The sequence below is a fragment of the Streptomyces sp. NPDC042002 genome (assembly GCF_055588305.1).
The window spans coordinates 56560-75145 of the sequence record NZ_JBVJCT010000022.1; the positions used below are offsets into that span (position 1 = coordinate 56560).

The 18586-nt window shown below is 69.5% G+C and carries 19 protein-coding genes and 1 pseudogene; 9 read left to right on the forward strand and 11 right to left on the reverse strand.

The window, feature by feature from the left end:
- Positions 1 to 77: 77 nt before the first annotated feature.
- The 4 genes from ACZ6KY_RS27270 to ACZ6KY_RS27285 all read right to left on the reverse strand — a co-directional run bounded on the left by ACZ6KY_RS27270 (position 78) and on the right by ACZ6KY_RS27285 (position 4799).
- Positions 78 to 1202 (reverse strand): GuaB3 family IMP dehydrogenase-related protein, encoded by a 1125-nt coding sequence (locus ACZ6KY_RS27270; RefSeq protein ID WP_328553915.1) that lies wholly within the window; start codon positions 1200 to 1202, stop codon positions 78 to 80.
- Positions 1203 to 1339: 137 nt separating this feature from the next.
- Positions 1340 to 2848, reverse strand: a complete 1509-nt coding sequence (gene guaB / locus ACZ6KY_RS27275; protein ID WP_469312925.1) for an IMP dehydrogenase — start codon at positions 2846 to 2848, stop codon at positions 1340 to 1342.
- A gap of 495 nt (positions 2849 to 3343) precedes the next feature.
- Positions 3344 to 3919 carry a sigma-70 family RNA polymerase sigma factor gene (locus ACZ6KY_RS27280; protein WP_315903658.1) on the reverse strand — a complete coding sequence of 192 codons (576 nt, stop codon included), beginning with the start codon at positions 3917 to 3919 and terminating at the stop codon, positions 3344 to 3346.
- Positions 3920 to 4187: 268 nt separating this feature from the next.
- Entirely contained in the window at positions 4188 to 4799 is a 612-nt protein-coding gene (locus ACZ6KY_RS27285) for a response regulator transcription factor (protein WP_003948568.1), read from the reverse strand.
- Between the two features lie 389 nt (positions 4800 to 5188).
- On the opposite strand from ACZ6KY_RS27285, the gene ACZ6KY_RS27290 reads away from it, so the two are divergent.
- The gene (locus ACZ6KY_RS27290) at positions 5189 to 5518 is read left to right on the forward strand and encodes a WhiB family transcriptional regulator (protein ID WP_469312926.1); all 330 of its coding nucleotides are present in this window, start codon (positions 5189 to 5191) and stop codon (positions 5516 to 5518) included.
- 199 nt (positions 5519 to 5717) lie between these two features.
- Here ACZ6KY_RS27290 and ACZ6KY_RS27295 read toward each other — a convergent pair whose 3' ends face one another.
- Complete coding sequence (locus ACZ6KY_RS27295) at positions 5718 to 6614, reverse strand: LysR family transcriptional regulator (protein WP_469312927.1); 897 nt, start codon at positions 6612 to 6614, stop codon at positions 5718 to 5720.
- Between the two features lie 79 nt (positions 6615 to 6693).
- Here ACZ6KY_RS27295 and ACZ6KY_RS27300 point away from each other — a divergent pair, with 79 nt between their 5' ends.
- From ACZ6KY_RS27300 to ACZ6KY_RS27315, 4 genes and pseudogenes are all read left to right on the forward strand, one after another.
- Positions 6694 to 7380 (forward strand): MOSC domain-containing protein, encoded by a 687-nt coding sequence (locus tag ACZ6KY_RS27300; RefSeq protein ID WP_469312928.1) that lies wholly within the window; start codon positions 6694 to 6696, stop codon positions 7378 to 7380.
- Between the two features lie 146 nt (positions 7381 to 7526).
- Entirely contained in the window at positions 7527 to 8300 is a 774-nt protein-coding gene (locus ACZ6KY_RS27305) for an SDR family NAD(P)-dependent oxidoreductase (RefSeq protein WP_469312929.1), read from the forward strand.
- A gap of 162 nt (positions 8301 to 8462) precedes the next feature.
- Positions 8463 to 8756: pseudogene (locus ACZ6KY_RS27310) on the forward strand (ester cyclase); the annotation flags it as partial.
- Between the two features lie 88 nt (positions 8757 to 8844).
- Positions 8845 to 9009: a hypothetical protein gene (locus ACZ6KY_RS27315; RefSeq protein WP_469312930.1), complete on the forward strand. Its 165-nt coding sequence runs from the start codon at positions 8845 to 8847 to the stop codon at positions 9007 to 9009.
- Between the two features lie 377 nt (positions 9010 to 9386).
- Here the strand turns inward: ACZ6KY_RS27315 and ACZ6KY_RS27320 are convergent, their stop codons facing one another.
- Positions 9387 to 9644 (reverse strand): Txe/YoeB family addiction module toxin, encoded by a 258-nt coding sequence (locus ACZ6KY_RS27320; RefSeq protein WP_355844059.1) that lies wholly within the window; start codon positions 9642 to 9644, stop codon positions 9387 to 9389.
- On the reverse strand, positions 9641 to 9919 hold the full coding sequence (locus ACZ6KY_RS27325) for a type II toxin-antitoxin system Phd/YefM family antitoxin (protein WP_469312931.1): 279 nt from the start codon (positions 9917 to 9919) through the stop codon (positions 9641 to 9643). The genes ACZ6KY_RS27320 and ACZ6KY_RS27325 overlap by 4 nt, the downstream gene beginning before the upstream one ends.
- Before the next feature lie 472 nt (positions 9920 to 10391).
- On the opposite strand from ACZ6KY_RS27325, the gene ACZ6KY_RS27330 reads away from it, so the two are divergent.
- The 4 genes from ACZ6KY_RS27330 (at position 10392) to ACZ6KY_RS27345 (ending at position 14206) form a co-directional block, all read left to right on the forward strand.
- Positions 10392 to 10532 carry a hypothetical protein gene (locus ACZ6KY_RS27330; protein ID WP_469312932.1) on the forward strand — a complete coding sequence of 47 codons (141 nt, stop codon included), beginning with the start codon at positions 10392 to 10394 and terminating at the stop codon, positions 10530 to 10532.
- Positions 10533 to 10860: 328 nt separating this feature from the next.
- Positions 10861 to 11553: an ABC transporter ATP-binding protein gene (locus ACZ6KY_RS27335; protein ID WP_469312933.1), complete on the forward strand. Its 693-nt coding sequence runs from the start codon at positions 10861 to 10863 to the stop codon at positions 11551 to 11553.
- Positions 11550 to 13838 carry an ABC transporter permease gene (locus ACZ6KY_RS27340; protein ID WP_469312934.1) on the forward strand — a complete coding sequence of 763 codons (2289 nt, stop codon included), beginning with the start codon at positions 11550 to 11552 and terminating at the stop codon, positions 13836 to 13838. Before ACZ6KY_RS27335 ends, ACZ6KY_RS27340 begins: the two co-directional genes overlap by 4 nt.
- 98 nt (positions 13839 to 13936) lie before the next feature.
- On the forward strand, positions 13937 to 14206 hold the full coding sequence (locus ACZ6KY_RS27345) for a hypothetical protein (protein WP_469312935.1): 270 nt from the start codon (positions 13937 to 13939) through the stop codon (positions 14204 to 14206).
- 253 nt (positions 14207 to 14459) lie between these two features.
- Here the strand turns inward: ACZ6KY_RS27345 and groL are convergent, their stop codons facing one another.
- From groL to ACZ6KY_RS27365, 4 genes are all read right to left on the reverse strand, one after another.
- Positions 14460 to 16085, reverse strand: a complete 1626-nt coding sequence (groL, locus tag ACZ6KY_RS27350; protein ID WP_468820711.1) for a chaperonin GroEL — start codon at positions 16083 to 16085, stop codon at positions 14460 to 14462.
- Between the two features lie 155 nt (positions 16086 to 16240).
- On the reverse strand, positions 16241 to 16549 hold the full coding sequence (gene groES / locus ACZ6KY_RS27355) for a co-chaperone GroES (RefSeq protein ID WP_261705370.1): 309 nt from the start codon (positions 16547 to 16549) through the stop codon (positions 16241 to 16243).
- A gap of 282 nt (positions 16550 to 16831) precedes the next feature.
- Positions 16832 to 17584, reverse strand: a complete 753-nt coding sequence (locus tag ACZ6KY_RS27360) for a polysaccharide deacetylase family protein (protein WP_469312936.1) — start codon at positions 17582 to 17584, stop codon at positions 16832 to 16834.
- Entirely contained in the window at positions 17581 to 18564 is a 984-nt protein-coding gene (locus ACZ6KY_RS27365) for a polysaccharide deacetylase family protein (protein WP_469312937.1), read from the reverse strand. The genes ACZ6KY_RS27360 and ACZ6KY_RS27365 overlap by 4 nt, the downstream gene beginning before the upstream one ends.
- Positions 18565 to 18586: the final 22 nt, after the last annotated feature.

The window sequence follows — 18586 nt, forward strand, 5'->3', positions numbered from 1 at the left end:
GGGCCCGTCCACCACTCGTGGACGGGCCCTTCGCATGTACAGACGTAAAGCCGGTACGGGGACGTACAGGCGTACGGCTAGCGCTTGTGCTGGGAGTCCGCGACCGTCACCTCGACGCGCTGGAACTCCTTGAGCTCGCTGTAGCCGGTGGTGGCCATGGCCCGGCGGAGTGCGCCGAAGATGTTCATCGAGCCGTCCGGGATGTGCGACGGACCGGTGAGGATCTCCTCGATGGTGCCGACGGTGCCGAGGTCGACCTTCTTGCCGCGCGGCAGCTCCTCGTTCACCGCCTCCATGCCCCAGTGGTGTCCACGGCCGGGCGCGTCGGTGGCGCGCGCGAGCGGGGAGCCCATCATCACGGAGTCGGCGCCGCAGGCGATGGCCTTGGGGAGGTCGCCGGACCAGCCCACCCCGCCGTCGGCGATGACGTGCACGTACCGGCCGCCGGACTCGTCCATGTAGTCGCGGCGGGCCGCGGCGACGTCCGCGACGGCGGTGGCCATCGGGACCTGGATGCCCAGCACGTTGCGCGTGGTGTGCGCGGCGCCGCCGCCGAAACCGACGAGGACACCGGCCGCGCCGGTGCGCATCAGGTGAAGGGCCGCGGTGTACGTGGCGCAGCCGCCGACGATCACCGGGACGTCGAGCTCGTAGATGAACTGCTTCAGGTTCAGCGGTTCGGCGGCACCGGAGACGTGCTCGGCCGACACCGTCGTACCGCGGATGACGAAGATGTCCACGCCCGCGTCGACGACGGCCTTGGAGAACTGCGCCGTGCGCTGCGGGGACAGGGCGGCGGCGGTGACGACTCCGGAGTCGCGCACCTCCTTGATGCGCTGCCCGATCAGCTCCTCCTTGATGGGAGCCGCGTAGATCTCCTGGAGGCGGCGGGTCGCGGTCTCCGAGTCCAGCCCGGCGATCTCGTCCAGCAGCGGCTGCGGGTCGTCGTACCGCGTCCAGAGGCCTTCCAGGTTCAGGACGCCCAGACCGCCCAGCTCGCCGATGCGGATCGCGGTGGCCGGGGAGACGACCGAGTCCATCGGAGCGGCCAGGAAGGGCAGCTCGAAGCGGTACGCGTCGATCTGCCAGGCGATCGAGACCTCCTTCGGGTCCCGCGTACGGCGGCTCGGGACGACGGCGATGTCGTCGAAGGCGTACGCCCGGCGGCCGCGCTTGCCGCGCCCGATCTCGATCTCAGTCACGTTGTGGCCTTTCCCTCTTCGCTTCTGCGCCTCCCAGTATCCCCGACGCCCACGACAAGGGCGGCCCCTGAACCTCCGGGACCGCCCTTGTCGTGGGCTTCACGCGTGCGCGAGAGCCCGTTCACGTGTACGGGTGACTACTTGAGGCGGCTGTAGTTCGGTGCCTCGACCGTCATCTGGATGTCGTGCGGGTGGCTCTCCTTGAGACCCGCCGAGGTGATCCGGACGAACCGGCCGCGGTCCTGGAGCTCGGGGACGGTACGGCCGCCGACGTAGAACATCGACTGGCGCAGACCGCCGACCAGCTGGTGGACGACCGCGGAGAGCGGGCCACGGTAGGGCACCTGGCCCTCGATGCCCTCGGGGACGAGCTTCTCGTCGGAGGCGACGCCCTCCTGGAAGTAGCGGTCCTTGGAGAAGGAGCGCTGCTCGCCACGGGACTGCATGGCACCCAGGGAGCCCATGCCGCGGTACGACTTGAACTGCTTGCCGTTGATGAAGAGCAGCTCGCCCGGGGACTCCTCGCAGCCCGCGAGCAGCGAGCCGAGCATCACCGTGTCGGCGCCCGCGACCAGGGCCTTGGCGATGTCGCCGGAGTACTGGAGGCCGCCGTCGCCGATGACCGGGACGCCGGCCGCCTTGGCGGCGAGCGACGCTTCGTAGATGGCCGTGACCTGCGGGACGCCGATGCCGGCGACGACGCGGGTGGTGCAGATGGAGCCGGGGCCGACACCGACCTTGATGCCGTCGACGCCGGCGTCGATGAGCGCCTGCGCGCCGTCACGGGTGGCGATGTTGCCGCCGATGACGTCGACGCCCGAGGAGTTCGACTTGATCTTGGCGACCATGTCGCCGACCAGCCGGGAGTGACCGTGCGCGGTGTCGACGACGATGAAGTCGACGCCCGCCTCGATCAGGGCCTGGGCGCGCTCGAAGGCGTCGCCCGCCACGCCGACGGCAGCGCCGACCAGCAGACGCCCCTCGGCGTCCTTCGCGGCCATCGGGTACTTCTCGGCCTTGACGAAGTCCTTGACCGTGATGAGGCCCTTGAGGACGCCCGTGTCGTCGACCAGCGGGAGCTTCTCGATCTTGTGGCGGCGCAGCAGCTGCATCGCGTCGTTGCCCGAGATGCCGACCTTGCCGGTGACCAGCGGCATCGGCGTCATGACCTCGCGCACCTGGCGCGAGCGGTCGGTCTCGAAGGCCATGTCGCGGTTGGTGACGATGCCGAGCAGCTTGCCGCCGCCGTCGGTGACCGGGACACCGGAGATGCGGAACTTGGCGCAGATCGCGTCGGCCTCGCCGAGCGTGGCGTCCGGGTGCACGGTGATCGGGTCGGTCACCATGCCGGACTCGGAGCGCTTCACCAGGTCGACCTGGTTGGCCTGGTCCTCGATGGACAGGTTGCGGTGCAGAACACCGACACCACCCTGACGGGCCATCGCGATCGCCATGCGCGACTCGGTGACCTTGTCCATGGCGGCGGACAGCAGCGGGATGTTGACCCGGACGTTCTTCGAGATGTGCGAGGCGGTGTCGATCTGGTCGGGCGCCATGTCCGACGAGCCCGGCAGCAGCAGCACGTCGTCGTAGGTCAGCCCGAGCGTCGCGAACTTGGCGGGCACTCCGTCGACGTTGGCAGTCATGACACCTTCCCCAAATGGCCTTGATCGGTGCGGATGTCCATGCTAACGGGAAGCATGGCTCTCTCATTCCACGGTTGAGGGTGGGCTTCGGCTTCGTATGTTCGTACGGGTCGCAGGTCATCCCCGTTCAGACCCGTGCCCGGAGAAGGCCGGACCCGTGTCCGGGGAAGGCGCCGAGGCCCCGGTCGGGACCACCCTGCCTGGGCGGGTCCCTGCCGGCCGGGACCCCCGCGTGCGTGCCGGAGGGCAGCGCGCCGTCCGTCCCGGGAGAGCCGGTCCGGCGCCTTCGGGGTCCGTCACCTTTTGCCTGCAATTTGCGGAGGGAAACGGATTCGGCGTGGCGGCACGCGAGACCGCGCCGCCCGGCCTGACATCGGTCGAGGCAGCGTCCGAGACATCGGTCGACGTCACCGGAACGTGTCGTTCCAACGGGATCCGATCGGCACCGGCCGGAACATGCCACCCCGGTCGCGTCGCCGCGACCGGACCGCGTTCCTACTGCTCCGCCAGTGCCCGCAGCCGGCTCAGCGCCCGGTGCTGGGCCACCCGGACGGCGCCCGGTGACATTCCCAGCATCTGGCCCGTCTCCTCGGCCGTGAGGCCCACCGCGATGCGCAGAAGGAGCAGCTCCCGCTGGTTCTCGGGCAGGTTGGCCATGAGTTTCTTGGCCCATTCGGCGTCACTGCTGAGCAGCGCGCGCTCCTCGGGACCCAGGGAGTCGTCGGGCCGCTCCGGCATCTCGTCGGACGGGACGGCCGTGGACCCCGGATGGCGCATCGCGGCGCGCTGGAGGTCGGCGACCTTGTGCGCGGCGATCGCGAAGACAAACGCCTCGAAGGGGCGCCCGGTGTCCTTGTAGCGCGGCAGCGCCAGGAGCACCGCGACACAGACCTCCTGCGCCAGGTCCTCCACGAAGTGCCGCGCGTCCCCCGGAAGCCGGGACAGACGGGCGCGGCAGTAACGCAGCGCGAGCGGGTGTACGTGGGCGAGCAGGTCGTGTGTGGCCTGTTCGTCACCGTCGACCGCGCGATGGACGAGCGCACCGATCCCCGTCGTCTCGTCTTCACGCATCGGTCCATGGTGCCTTGGCGTCGTCCTGTCCGTGGCACCGCGTCCGTAGTTGTGCACCGAAGCGTTATGAGCAGGTGCGCCGGAACTCATCTCCTGCGCCCTCCCCTTCCGCTCGACCGACTTGTCCCCAAGGAACTCCACACCTCAAGGATGCGGCATCCGCCGGGAAACGGGGATCGGGCACCGAAGAGGCTCTCTCCGAGGGCCCGGCCCCACCCGCCGTCCGGCGGGCAGGGGCTACTACCGTCATACCCTTGAGACGGCTCACCTAGCGGACCAGGCCCCACCGGAATCCGAGCGCGACCGCGTGCGCCCGGTCCGAGGCGCCGAGCTTCTTGAAGAGCCGCCGGGCGTGGGTCTTGACCGTGTCCTCGGAGAGAAAAAGCTCACGGCCGATCTCCGCGTTCGAGCGGCCGTGGCTCATTCCTTCGAGTACCTGGATCTCACGCGCGGTGAGCGTGGGCGCTGCGCCCATCTCCGCCGAACGCAGTCTGCGCGGCGCGAGCCGCCAGGTCGGGTCGGCGAGCGCCTGGGTCACGGTGGCGCGCAGCTCCGCCCGTGAGGCGTCCTTGTGCAGATAGCCGCGGGCGCCGGCGGCGACGGCGAGTGCCACACCGTCCAGATCCTCGGCCACGGTGAGCATGATGATGCGCGCACCGGGGTCGGCGGACAGCAGCCGCCTGACCGTCTCGACGCCGCCCAGTCCGGGCATACGTACGTCCATCAGAATCAAATCCGAACGGTCGGCTCCCCAGCGGCGGAGGACTTCCTCGCCGTTGGCCGCCGTCGTCACGCGCTCGACACCGGGCACGGTCGCGACCGCACGGCGGAGCGCCTCTCGGGCAAGCGGGGAGTCGTCGCAGACGAGGACGGATGTCATGACCGTCCTCCGCAGCTGATGCGCGTCACCTTGAGCCTCCAGGCTGTTACGAATCGTCACCTGTGCGGTCGACACTCGCAGGCGGATCTGACCGCCTACCCGAGCGCTTGTTCCTTCAACCGCCTCAGCCATCTCAACGATGGTCACTCGAAAGAGTTACGGGGCAGTCGGCCGTCATCGGCACTGTACGTGAGGGCACGGACACGGTGCAGACATGCGCGCCGACCCTCAACGTTTCATCACAACCCATGCCCCATTTAGCCTGTTTTCTTCCCATTTGCTGGTGTCTGAGGCTAGATTCGCAATGAGTCATATTTTCATCTCCTTAGATCGTAGATGTACGGTCGGTGGGCACAGAGCAGCCCAGAACGGCAACAAGGGGACACGCAATGGCAGATTTCTCCCGCCTTCCCGGTCCGAACGCGGACCTCTGGGACTGGCAGCTCCTCGCGGCCTGCCGCGGGGTCGACAGCTCGCTCTTCTTCCACCCGGAGGGCGAGCGTGGTGCGGCACGGAGCGCTCGTGAGAACTCGGCCAAAGAGGTCTGCATGAGATGCCCGGTGCGCGCGGAGTGCGCGGCACACGCGCTGGCGGTGCGCGAACCGTACGGCGTATGGGGCGGACTGACCGAGGACGAGCGCGAAGAGCTCATGGGGCGGGCACGCAACCGACTGGTCTCGGCATCGGCCACCGGAAACGCCGCCGCTTCGAACAGCTGAAGGAACGTTTCCGCCCTGAAGGTGCAACGGCAGGCGCTTACGGGCAGGTGCGTACAGGCAGATGCGCGAGGCAGATGCGTATGAGGCAGGCGCGTACGAGGCAGGCGCCTAAAGCGCGCGTGCAGGGCTGTACGTACGTACGTGCAGGGCGTACATAGATGGGGCTGCGGCATGCAGGGCTGTGCGTGCGGGGAGGCCCCTAGCGGGCCGCCGCCCGTGCCAGCCGGTCCAGCGTCGCGGCCACCGCCGGCACCTCCGCGAGGTCCGGGAGGGTGAGGGCGACGATCTCGCGGCGCACCGCGGGCTCCACCGTCACGGTGCGCGCCCCCTTCGGACGTACGGACTCGATCGCGAGCTCCGGCAGGACGGCCACGCCGAGTCCCGCGCCCACGAGCCCGACCACCGCCGGGTAGTCGTCGGTGGCGAAGTCGATACGGGGCTCGAAACCGGCTTCGCGGCAGACCTCGACGAGCTGGCCGCGGCAGCGCGGGCAGCCGGCGATCCACGACTCACCGGCGAACTCGCCGATCGCGACGGACTCCGCCCGCGCCAGCGGATGCCGCTCGGGCACCAGGCCGACGAGACGGTCCATCAGCAGGGGCCGTACGACGAGGTCGTCCCACTCCTCCACGCCCGGAGCGCCCTCGTAGCGGAACGCGAGCGCGATGTCGCAGTCGCCGGCCCGGAGCTTCTCGACGGACTCGGGCGGTTCGGCCTCCTCCAGGGAGACACGGGTGCCGGGGTGGGCGGCGCGCAGCGCGGCGAGGGCCGTGGGAACGAGGGTGGAACTGCCGCTGGGGAACGAGACCAGCCGCACGCGGCCCGCGCGCAGACCGGCGATCGCGGCGACCTCCTCCTCGGCGGCCGTGAGTCCGGCCAGGATGCTCGTCGCGTGCTTGACCAGGGCCTCACCCGCCTGGGTGAGGCGCATCTCGCGCCCCGTCCGGACGAGCAAGGGGGTGCCGACCGACGACTCCAGGGCCTTCATCTGCTGGCTGACGGCGGGCTGGGTGCAGCCCAGCTCGCGGCCCGCCGCCGAGAAGGATCCGGTGGTGGCGACGGCGCGCAGGACACGGAGATGACGAGCCTCGATCACCGTTCGAGCATAAGCGAATCTTGGGTTCGGCGGCGAATATCGCATCGACGCTTTGGGCTGTATCGCCTAGCTTGGCGGCATGAGGCTTCTGTCGCTGAACCTGGGCCGGGCGCGGGCCGTCGAGTACACGGACCAGCCGGAGGGCGTGACCGGCATCGACAAGCGACCGGTCGACGGACCGGTGCGCGTGACGGCGCCGGGACCCAAGGGGGTCGGCGGGAGCGGGCTCGCCGGGGACGCGGTGTGCCACTTGCGGCATCACGGCGGTGACGACCAGGCCGTGTACGCGGTCGCGCGCGAGGACCTCGACGGCTGGGAGCGCGAGCTCGGCCGGACGCTGCCGAACGGCGTGTTCGGCGAGAACCTCACGACGCTGGGGCTCGACGTGTCCGGCGCGCTGATCGGCGAGCGCTGGCGGATAGGTTCCGATGTCGTCCTGGAGGTCACCTCCGGGCGCGTCCCCTGCCGCACCTTCCAGGAGCACCTCGGCGAGAAGGGCTGGGTGAAGCGGTTCACGCGGCGGGGCGCACCCGGCGCGTATCTGCGGGTGATCGAGTCCGGCGGGATCCGCTCCGGGGACCCGATCGAGATCGTGCACCGACCCGGCCACGATGTCACCGTAGCCGTCCAGTTCCGCGCCTCGACGACCGAACGGGAGCTGCTGCCCAGGCTGTTGGCGGCGGGCGACGCACTGCACGCGGAGTGGCGGGCGACGGCGCGGGAGTACGTGGCGAAGTTCGGCGGACAGGAACAGCCCGAGCGATGACCCCCGGGTGTCCGTGCGGGCGCACGTCCCCTTGGGGGCCGGGGTGCGGAGGAGGTGTGGCCGTGGTCCGGAGGAGGCGTGGAGCGCGGCCGGGCGTTGGGCGGGACCGGGCGGCGGGGGTCCCGGCCGGTCACTAACCTTCAGCCATGACAACGGCTCTGATTACGGGATCGACCGCGGGGATCGGTGCCGCCTTCGCGCGGCGGCTGGCGGCGGACGGGCACAACCTCGTGCTGGTGGCGCGGGACACGAAGCGGCTGCGGGAGCAGGCGACCGAGCTGCACGACCGGCACGGCATCGAGGCGGAGGTGCTCACGGCCGACCTGGCGACGGACGAGGGCATCGAAACGGTGGCCGCCCGTCTCTCCGACCGCAAGAACCCGGTCGACCTGCTGGTCAACAACGCCGGCTTCGGCAACAAGGGCCGCTATCTGGACGTGTCGATGGCGGACGAGCTGAAGATGCTCAAGGTGCACTGCGAGGCGGTGCTCCGGCTGACGTCTGCGGCGGCCGAGGCCATGCGGGAGCGCGGCCGGGGCGGCGTCGTCAACGTCGCGTCGGTCGCCGCGTTCGTGCCACGGGGTACGTACGGGGCGTCGAAGGCGTGGGTCGTGCAGTTCACGCAGGGCGCGGCGAAGGATCTCGCGGGCAGCGGCGTGCGGTTGATGGCGCTGGCTCCCGGTTTCGTGCGCACCGAGTTCCACGAGCGGGCCGGCATGGGCACGGACAACATTCCGAACTGGATGTGGCTCGACGCCGACAAGCTGGTCTCGGCCGCGCTCGCCGATCTCGCGCGCGGAAGAACCCTGTCGGTCCCGGATCCGCGCTACAAGGTGCTGATGGGCGTGGTGAAGGTGACCCCGCGGGCGCTGCTGGGCGGAATCACGTCGAAGACCGGGCGGAAGTACGGGCCCCAGTGAAGTACGGCCCCCGGTAGGGGCGACCACGCGGGGCGCGCGAGGTGCGCGGGTGCGGAGCAGGTGTTCGCGCTGATCGCGCGGTGGGTGGTGTCGCCCCTCCGGTGGGAGGATTGAGGGTGATCTGACCGATTCGACCGGACCAGGGGAGCCGGAGGCGGCGCCATGACTTTCGTACAGCTGATTGACTGCAAAACCAGTCGGTTCGACGAGATGAACCAGCTGATGGACACATGGGTCGAGAAGACCAAGGGGACACGGACCGCGACGCACAGCGTCATCGGCAAGGACCGCTCCGACGCGAACCACTTCGTGGAGATCGTGGAGTTCCCGTCGTACGAAGAGGCGATGCGGAACTCGAAGCTCCCGGAGACCGAGAGGATCTTCCAGGAGATGGTGGCGCTCTGCGACGGGATGCCGACGTTCACGGACCTGGACGTGGTGCGCGACGACCGGCTCTGAGCGTGACCGTCCGTACTTTCCTTGCGTTGTCGGCGGACTTTCCTTGCGTTGTCCGCGGAAGCGTTGGTTCCAGCCGCAACAGTCCGTGTTCGGCTGGGAGCAGGCCGGTCTGGACCATCTCCGCGAGCTGATGCCGAAGACCGAGCCCTACCGGGCGTGGGCCACGTTCCAGTTCACGGCGGCGTCCGGCCGGATCAACGAGTGCGACGTGTTGATCGCCGTGCCGGGCGGGCTCACCTGCCGGAACTGAAGGGCCATGCCGGCAGGGTGGTGAACCACGGCGACACCTGGCAGTTCCCCAGCGACCGCGTACGCACCTTGCGCAATCCCCTCCATCTGACCGACCTCAAGGCCAAGGAGCTGAAGGGACAGCTGGAGCGGGAAACTCGAACCCCGTGCCCTCGACGCGGGCCCCGGCCGGGAGGACCGGCCGGCTGTGCGTGACGACGGGCTCGTGCAGGAGAGCGGCCGCGTCCGTATATACCTGGCCGGAGCCGCCGCCTCCGAGGAGCAGCGCGCGAAGGTGGACCGGGCTGCCCGACGCGAGCACCAGGTGCCGCAGGGCATCAAACACCGCGGCAGGACTTCGACGCAGTCGCCCCACACGGGCCTGTGCGCGGCGATCCCTCAGTAGTGGTACCGAGCCTTGATGATCACGATTTCCTTCTCGGTGGCCCGGTAGACCAGCCGGTGCTCGTCATCGATCCGGCGTGACCAGTAGCCCGACAGCTCCCCCTTCAGCGGTTCGGGTTTGCCGATCCCCGTGAAAGGGTCGCGCTGGATCTCCCTGATCAGGCGGATGAGCTTGCCGAACAGCTTCTTGTCGGCGGACTGCCAGTAGAGGAGGTCCTCCCATCCGGTGGGACGGAACCGCACATCCCTCACTGCCCGTCCTCCGCCATGGCCGTCAGGTCGTCCATGGGCCTGGTGATCAACGGTGTCTCGGCAGCCTTGTCCTCGGCGACGGCCGCCATGAGGCGAGCGGCGTTGGCAGGGCTGCGGAGCAGGTAGATGGTCTCCTGCCAGGAGCGGAAGTCGTCGGCCGACATCAGTACGGCGTTGCCGCCCTTGGAGGTGATCTCGACCGGCTCGTGATCGTCGTTGACCTGCTGGATGAGCGGGAACAGCCTGGCTCGGGCCTCGCTGGCGGTGATGGCCATGGACTCATCCTCCCAAGAAGTGGTACACCCTTACGGTACCACTCGACTGGTACAAGGATCCGGTACGAGTCCGGAGAACCGATGCGTGCCCGGTCGACGCCGGCGCCCGGGTTGTCGCGCCCGCGGGCAGGGACCCATCCTCGTCGCCCCGCTCGCCGGGGAATGGGGTACGACCCTGCGGCCCGGCGCCTCCGGCAAGACCGTCCGGGCGGTCGTGGCCAGTGGAGCGACAGTACCGAATTCCCGACCGTTCACAACTGACGATTCGTCACCATCGTTAGAAAAAGCTCAGATAGCGGGCAAGTCAAAGCCAAGCAAAGGCCAAACGGAGGCAAAGCCACCCATCCCGAAACATGATCGAAAATGGACGGAATGGAATTGACCATGCCATTACCCCTCCTTCACGGCTGCTAGGTTCACGACGGCTCCGGACCTGACCATCCGGGGTTTTGCACAACAACGGGAGGAAAACATGCGCAAGTTGGCAGTCGGCGCCATCGCCGCGGGCCTGTTCGCCGTCAGCGCGGGGACGGCGGCCGCCGTCTCATGGCACACCATCACGCCGCTGACCACCGGCGGCGGTTCGTTCACCAGCGGCCAGTACGCCTTCTGACCCTCGAACCAGAACCACGGCGCCTTCGAGTGGGCGGGCAACCTGAACGACACCGACAACGGTGACGGTCACAACGTCTACATACAGGTCCGTGTCGAGGGCTACGACTGGAGCCGCTACAGCGGCACGCAGAAGCGCAGCGTCCCGCTCGACAAGCTGAACTGGGACGGCGCCGCTCTGCACACCGATGACGCCTACATCCGCGTCTGCCGTGACAAGGGCTCGCTCAACCCTGACAACTGTTCGTCGACGAAGCACTACCAGAGGTAGTCGGCGCTTCGACAGCACCGCGGGCCCAGGGACACATACTCCTGGGCCCGCTCGCTTCTTGGGGGAAGCCATCAGTACGTCAGACATCATTTCAGCCGCGGGAGTCGACCTCTCCTACGGCAACCAGCCGGCTGTCCGCGAAGCCCACCTCTCGGTCGCCCCGGGTGAGGTCGTGGCCATCACAGGGCAGAGCGGCTCCGGCAAGTCCTCACTTCTCTACTGCCTGGCCGGGGTGCTGCCCACCACCCGCGGCCAGGTGCGCTTCGAAGGGCGCTCGCTCGGTGACCTCTCCGACGACGAGATCAGCGCCCTGCGCCGGGAACGTTTCGGGTTCGTCTTCCAGTACGGCGAACTGCTGCCGGAACTGACCATCGAGGAGAACACCGCACTGCCACTGCGCCTGACCGGACAGCGAAAGCGGCCCGCCCTCGCCAGAGCGGGTGAAGTGCTGGAGCGGCTCGGCCTCGGCGAGCTGCGTCACCGCCGGCCCTCACAGGTCTCGGGCGGACAGAGCCAGCGCGCCGCGGTGGCACGCGCCCTGGTCCACCAGCCCGCGGTCGTCTTCGCGGACGAGCCGACGGGCTCCCTGGACAGTGCCAACGCCTCCGCCGTACTCAAGGAGTTCCTCGGGCTGGCCCGCTCACAGGGCACCGCCGTCATTCTGGTGACGCACGACCACGGGGTGGCCGCGCAGGCCGACACCCGCTACACGATGACGGACGGGATACTCACGCCGCGAGGTGCGGCGTGACCGAATTCCTGCTCGGCCTGCGGCTGCTCCTCGGCGCAGGCCGAGGCAACCGCACACGTTTCTTCCTGATGGCGGCCGGAGGCTCCATCGGTGTCTGCTGCCTGGCCCTCGTTCTCACCGTTCCGGCGATCCTGCACGCCCACGACGGCCGGGCCGCGGCACGACAGCCCGTCACCTCCTCCAAAGGGCCGGCGGACGGCACGCTCGTCGTCCAGCGCTCCGACGCGTACGGATCCAGGCCGTTCACCCGCGTGTTCATCGCCCGGGGCACCGAGGGAACACGGTCGGCCCCACCTGGTCTGCCCCGGCTCCCCGCCCCCGGCGAGGTGTTCGTCTCGCCGCGGGTCCACGACCTCCTGCGCGAGGCACCCGCAATCAAGGGGCTGCTTCCCGGACGTGAGAAGGGAACCATCGCGGGAGCCGGGCTCGCGCACCCGGACGAGCTGTACGCATACATCGGCACCACGCGCGGCCGGATCGCCCACGAGGGCCGGATCCTGAAGGGGTTCGGATACGACTACGCCCCGTCCCCTGCCGTGGAACCGTCCACGTTGACGGACGTGCGCTTCGCTCTGGCCACCTTGGTTCTGCTGCCCCTGGGGATCTTCCTCACCGTCTGTGCGCGTCTCTCCGCCGCCAGCCGCATGCGGCGTCTGGCGGCGCTGCGCCTGCTGGGCCTCAGTATCAAGGGCACCCAGCGTGTGAACGCCGCGGAGACCGTGATGGCCGCACTGCTCGGCGCCGTACTCGGCCTCGGGGAGTACTGGGTTCTCAACCAAGTGATGTCCCGGACGGGACTGCCCGCGCTGCGGTGGTATCCGGGCGACGGTGCCCTGTCCACGACGACCGTCGCCGTGTGTCTGATCGGCTGCCCGGCGCTGGCCTGGTTCGTCGGCCGCAAGAGTGCGCGGGAAGCCGCCGCCAACCCGCTGGCGGTACGCCGCACCGCGCTCCCGCGGCCACCGTCCAAGTGGGGCGCTCTCCTCCTTGTCGCCGGTATGGGCATCGTGTCCGGTTTCTGCGTCAGCGGTCTGCTCGGACACCCCGCGTCGAGTGTGGGCGTGAACGCGCTGCTCGTGGTCGGCGGCGTCGTGCTGACCGGAGTCGGGCTCGTGCTCACGCTCCCGTTGATCTCGTACGTTCTCGCCCGCCGGGTGGCGGCCTCCACCCAGTCCCTCACGCTCAACCTGGCGATGCGACGCAACGAGGCCGAGCCCGGAAGCACGATGCGGGTCGTCACCGGTCTCGTGCTCCTCGTCTACGCCGCCTCGCTCGCCCAGGGTGTTCTCATCCAGCTGGAACAGGTCAGCCGACCGTCCGGACCCGTGCAGGACTACTCCCTGTCCCTGTCCGCCCTCACCTCGAGCCAGCAGAGGGAACTGGGCGACATGGCCGGTGTGCGCACCCACGCCGTCACGATGAACTCCTGGGTCGATTTCGAGAGGAAGAGCCCTGGGGACGCGTTCGCTTCGTCGGCCACCGCCCTGATCGCCGGCTGTGCGCAGCTGGACCGCATGGTCCAGCGCTCCGAGGGCTGCGTGGACGGCAAGGTGATGCGGCTCGTCGACCCCAATTCCAGCGTCGGATCCGGCGTGAAGCCGGGCACGCCCTTCCGGTTCCTTCTCTCGGGGAGCAAGGCCGGGCACCTCGACATCGGCTTTCCCGCCGCCCGGATCGTCTACAGCGGGTACTCCGCGTCCGCCGTGGGCGACGCCGTGCTTCTCGTTCCTCCGTCGGCGCTGCCTGAACACACTCGCCCCCGTGACGCCGAGCTCGTGCTCACCAGCAGCTCGGAACCTGGCCAGGTCCGCAAGGTCCTCGACGGCATCGGGGCGATCGCCCCGATCGCCGAGGTGGAGCTGGTCGGACTGAACGTCCAGGGACTCGAACAGATATCGGTCGTCGAAACCCTGCTGGCCCTAGGCATGATCATGGGGTTGGTCATCGGCGTGGCCGCGTTCCTGGTGTCCGTGACCGACCGCGCGGTCGAACGCCGGGCGCAGGTCACCGCCATCACCCTGATCGGTGCCCGGACACGGACCATGCGGGCCGTGCAGTGCCTCCAGGTGGTACTGCCGCTCGGTCTCGGTCTCGCCCTGGCGGCCGTCACCGGGAAACTCGCCGAGTCCAGCTACCTGGTCACCGGTGGCGGGGCGATCCGCTGGGATGTCGCCGGCATCCCCCTGCTGTCCTTGGCGGTGGCGGGAGTGGTGGTGGCCGCGGCAGCGGGCTCACTGCCGCTGGCCGGCCGCCGGATCGATCCGGAGCTGATCCGCCGCGACTGACGAACCGGTTCGACACGGCCGACGCGGACCCGGCGAGCCGCTCAGCGCTCACCCGGATCCGCCGTCCTCTCCGCCCCCCGTGTGCGACCTGACAGGATGTGGACCTGAGGCACCGGCAGCTCGACGACCGCTTCATCCGGCTGCGCGACGATCTGACCCCTCGGACATGGCGAGCAGCGGTGGCGGACACCGAGGCAGGACTCACGCTCCCGGAGGTGGACCTCCAAGCCGCACGTGGCCTGAAGTTCGCCGAAGCCCTGCCCCGGCGCCTCGCGGAGGCCACCCTCGCGGCGCGACTGGCGGACGAGGAAGGGGCCAGGGCAACGCTCGCGGAACCCGTCAGGTTCCTGATGCGGCACGACGGCTGACGGTGGGCACGACCGGGCCACGGCCCGGCGCCCGGCGCGGGTACCGCGGTCGGGCCGGGCCTTTGCCCGCCGCGAGCGCCGGGAACAGCCGACTCGCCTTCGCCTGTCTGCCCGATGCGCATCCGACCTTCTGACAGCACTTTGCCCCGCCGCGGAGCGGCGGGGCAAAGTCGCCGGGCCCGGTTCAGCCGACGGCACCCCCGCTGGGGGACGTCAGCGCTGACTCATGGCCTGGCGGCGCTCTCCGTGTGTGTCAGTGGGAGTGCCCGTGGCCGCCGTGACCGGCGTCGCCCTCGTCCTCGGCCGGCTTCTCGACGACCAGGGTCTCGGTCGTGAGGAGCAGGGAGGCGATGGAGGCGGCGTTCTCCAGGGCGGAGCGGGTGACCTTGACCGGGTCGATGACGCCGGCCTTGACCAGGTCGCCGTACTCGCCGGTGGCGGCGTTGAAGCCCTGGCCCTTGTCGAGCTCGGCGACCTTGGCGGTGATGACGTAACCCTCCAGGCCGGAGTTCTCGGCGATCCAGCGCAGCGGCTCGACGGCGGCCTTGCGGACGACCGCGACACCCGTGGCCTCGTCGCCGGTCTTGCCGAGGTTGCCCTCGAGGACCTTCACGGCGTGGACGAGCGCGGAGCCACCACCGGAGACGATGCCCTCCTCGACCGCGGCGCGGGTCGCGGAGATGGCGTCCTCCAGACGGTGCTTCTTCTCCTTGAGCTCCACCTCGGTGGCGGCGCCGACCTTGATCACGCACACGCCGCCGGCCAGCTTCGCGAGGCGCTCCTGGAGCTTCTCGCGGTCCCAGTCGGAGTCGGTGTTCTCGATCTCGGCCTTGATCTGGTTGACGCGGCCGAGGACCTCGTCGGAGCTGCCGCCACCGTCGACGATGGTGGTGTCGTCCTTGGTGACGGTCACGCGGCGGGCGCTGCCGAGCACGTCCAGGCCGACCTGGTCGAGCTTGAGGCCGACCTCCTCGGCGATGACCTGACCACCGGTGAGGGTGGCGATGTCGCCGAGCATGGCCTTGCGGCGGTCACCGAAGCCGGGAGCCTTCACGGCGACGGCGTTGAACGTGCCGCGGATCTTGTTCACGACCAGGGTCGACAGGGCCTCGCCCTCGACGTCCTCGGCGATGATCAGAAGCGGCTTCGACGCGTTCGACTGGATGACCTTCTCCAGCAGCGGCAGCAGGTCCTGGATGGAGCTGATCTTGCCCTGGTGGATGAGGATGTACGGGTCGTCGAGGACGGCCTCCATACGCTCCTGGTCGGACACCATGTACGGGGACAGGTAGCCCTTGTCGAAGGCCATGCCCTCGGTGAAGTCCAGCTCCAGACCGAAGGTGTTGGACTCCTCGACGGTGATGACACCGTCCTTGCCGACCTTGTCCATCGCCTCGGCGATGAGCTCGCCGACCTGGCTGTCCTGCGCGGAGAGCCCGGCCACGGCGGCGATGTCGGACTTGTCGTCGATCGGGCGGGCCGTCGCGAGGAGCTCCTCGGACACGGCCTTGACCGCGGCGTCGATGCCCTTCTTCAGGAGGGCGGGCGACGCGCCGGCGGCGACGTTGCGCAGGCCCTCGCGGACGAGCGCCTGGGCGAGCACGGTGGCGGTGGTCGTACCGTCACCCGCGATGTCGTTGGTCTTGGTCGCCACCTCCTTCACCAGCTGCGCGCCGAGGTTCTCGAACGGGTCGTCGAGCTCGACCTCGCGGGCGATGGTCACACCGTCGTTGGTGATGGTGGGGGCGCCGAACTTCTTGTCGATGACGACGTTGCGGCCCTTGGGGCCGATCGTCACCTTCACCGTGTCGGCAAGCTTGTTGACGCCGCGCTCGAGGGCGCGACGGGCGTCCTCGTCGAACTTCAGGATCTTCGCCATGGGAGCGGTTCAGCCCTCTCGGAAAACTTGGGAGAAACGAACGGCGCCCCCAGCGCCCGGTTCATCAGAGGTAGCGGGGGCCAGGGGCGCAGTTCACTGCAATGCTTGGTGCGGGGTTGTCCGGGGAATGACCCCGAACGCCCTTACCGGGTGAATTACTTCTCGATGATCGCGAGCACGTCGCGGGCCGAGAGGACGAGGTACTCCTCGCCGTTGTACTTCACCTCGGTGCCGCCGTACTTGCTGTAGAGCACGACGTCGCCGACGGTGACGTCGAGCGGAAGACGGTTACCGTCCTCGAAGCGCCCCGGACCCACGGCAAGGACGACGCCCTCCTGGGGCTTCTCCTTGGCGGTGTCCGGGATGACCAGGCCAGAGGCCGTGGTCTGCTCGGCGTCGAGCGGCTGGACCACAATGCGGTCCTCGAGCGGCTTGATGGCAACCTTGGAGCTGGTGGTCGTCACGATCCGACCTCCCCCTTCGGAGATCTCACGGGGTTAACTGTCTGAGGTGGCGACCAGGTGGATCCGTCGTCGCGGGTGCCGGATCTGCCTGTCGCTATTGGCACTCTCCAGGGGGGAGTGCCAGACCTGAGACTATGACTGCGATTAGCACTCGGTCAAGCGGAGTGCCAAAGGCGTCGGCGTGGCGCGCCCCGAACGGCGTGGTCCGGCACCGTTCGGCGGCCTCGGAACAGTGCCGGACCCCGCCGAACGGCGGCCCCCTGGAGACAGTTGTCCCGCCGGCTAGAGGTAGTTCTCCAGCCGCGCCGGAGTGAAGCCCTCCCGCTGGATCCGGCGGAGCAGCCGGAGCGTGGCGCCCGTGAGATCGGGTTCGCCGAAGTCGGCGAGGATGTCGCCCGGCCGGAACCGGTGCGCGTCGGCCGCCCGGCCGAGGACGATCGCGGCGACCCCGCAGTCGGCGGCGGCGCGCAGGGTGATCTCGTCGTACCGGCCGTACGGGGGCCGCAGCAGCCGGGGCCGGACGCCGAAGCGCCGTCTGAGCTTGTCCTGTTGTCCGCAGATCTCGGCGCGCTGGCCGGCGTAGGGCAGACCGCGCAGGGAGGCGTGGTCGAGGGTGTGGTTCTGGACGCTCGCGCCGACCGCGCGCAGCCGGGCGAAGTGCCCGTACCCCGGCCCGACGACACTGTCCGTGAGGAACATGCTGACCGGCAGCCGCAGTTCGCGGACCATGTCGACGAACCGCGGATCGCGCTCCGCCCCGTCGTCGTACGTCAGGAAGACCACCTTGTCGCGGGTGCGCACACGGTCCACGACGGGCGGAAGTCCCGGACCCGCGGTGCGCGCGGCGGTCCGGGCGGGCACCTTCGGCGCCGGGACGAGCGGGGCGGCCAGACCCCAGCGGCGGTACGCCGACTCCTGCGGGTGCACCCGCTGGGCGGCCTTCTTCCCGAGCCGCTCGATGGGGTCGACGGACTGCGCGCAGCCGCTGAGCAGCACCGCCACGAGCAGCCCGGCGACCGGCACCCGCACCCTCACAGGTAGTCCTCCAGGCGCGCGACCGCGTACCCCTTGGCCGTGACGGTCCTCAGGAAGCGGCGGACCATGTCGGACATGGTGCCGTTCCAGTCCTCGCGGCCCCGGAAGTGGGTGAGGACGATGTCGCCGGGGTGCAGGTCCTGGTCCTCCTCGCGGTACTCCCAGTGGTCGACGAAGACTTCCTCGTCCCAGATGGGCGCGTACTCGATGCCGCAGGACTCGGCGGCGCGCAGGGTGTCCTGGTCGTAGTTGCCGTACGGCGGCCGGAAGACGGTCGGGCGCCTGCCGAACTGCTTCTCCATCACGTCCTGCATGCCGCAGATCTCGTGCTTCTGCCGCTCGTAGGAGAGGGCGGGCAGATAGAGGTGGTGCAGGGTGTGGTTGTCGAGGGTGATGCCACGGTCGCGCATCTTCCGGAAGTACCCGTAGTCGTCCTTGACGAGGTAGTCGGTGAGGAAGGCGGTGTACGGGATCTTCAGGTCGCTCATCATCCGCAGGAACACGGGGTCCTTCTCCTCACCGTCGTCGACGGTGAGGAAGACGACCTTGTCCTTGGTGGGGACGGTCGTGAAGACGGGCGGCAGCCCCAGCTCCTTCTGACCGTCGACCTCGAAACCCTTGCGGGCCCCGATGACCGGCTTCCTGGCGGGCGGCGCCGGGGGCGTCAGCGGCACCTCGGCCAGCCCCCAGCGCTTCGCGACGGCGGCGCGCCGGGCCTCGGCCTGACGGAGCCGGGAGGCGTACCCGGCGAGGGCGCGGGCGGCGGGCGCCCGGAACCCGGCCTGCGGGCCGTGGGCCGGCTTGGCGCCGTCGGCGCCCGGGCCGGAGGCGGAGCCGGTCTCGGCACAGCCGGATACGAGGAGGGCGAGGGCGAGCACGCCGACTCCCCAGCGCGCACCGACTCCGCGGCTCGCACCGGCTCCCCAGCACGCACCGGCCCCGTTTGCGCCGTTTTTATCATTTTGTCGTACGGGTCGCATGGAGCCGGATCCTCCCAGGTCA

Bases quoted from the DNA above. Each gene is read 5' to 3' on its own strand.
- guaB (WP_469312925.1), bottom strand. From the start codon at position 2,848: ATGACTGCCAACGTCGACGGAGTGCCCGCCAAGTTCGCGACGCTCGGG.
- ACZ6KY_RS27280 (WP_315903658.1), bottom strand. From the start codon at position 3,919: ATGCGTGAAGACGAGACGACGGGGATCGGTGCGCTCGTCCATCGCGCG.
- ACZ6KY_RS27285 (WP_003948568.1), bottom strand. From the start codon at position 4,799: ATGACATCCGTCCTCGTCTGCGACGACTCCCCGCTTGCCCGAGAGGCG.
- ACZ6KY_RS27290 (WP_469312926.1), top strand. From the start codon at position 5,189: ATGGCAGATTTCTCCCGCCTTCCCGGTCCGAACGCGGACCTCTGGGAC.
- ACZ6KY_RS27300 (WP_469312928.1), top strand. From the start codon at position 6,694: ATGAGGCTTCTGTCGCTGAACCTGGGCCGGGCGCGGGCCGTCGAGTAC.
- ACZ6KY_RS27305 (WP_469312929.1), top strand. From the start codon at position 7,527: ATGACAACGGCTCTGATTACGGGATCGACCGCGGGGATCGGTGCCGCC.
- ACZ6KY_RS27325 (WP_469312931.1), bottom strand. From the start codon at position 9,919: ATGGCCATCACCGCCAGCGAGGCCCGAGCCAGGCTGTTCCCGCTCATC.
- ACZ6KY_RS27330 (WP_469312932.1), top strand. From the start codon at position 10,392: ATGCGCAAGTTGGCAGTCGGCGCCATCGCCGCGGGCCTGTTCGCCGTC.
- groL (WP_468820711.1), bottom strand. From the start codon at position 16,085: ATGGCGAAGATCCTGAAGTTCGACGAGGACGCCCGTCGCGCCCTCGAG.
- ACZ6KY_RS27365 (WP_469312937.1), bottom strand. From the start codon at position 18,564: ATGCGACCCGTACGACAAAATGATAAAAACGGCGCAAACGGGGCCGGT.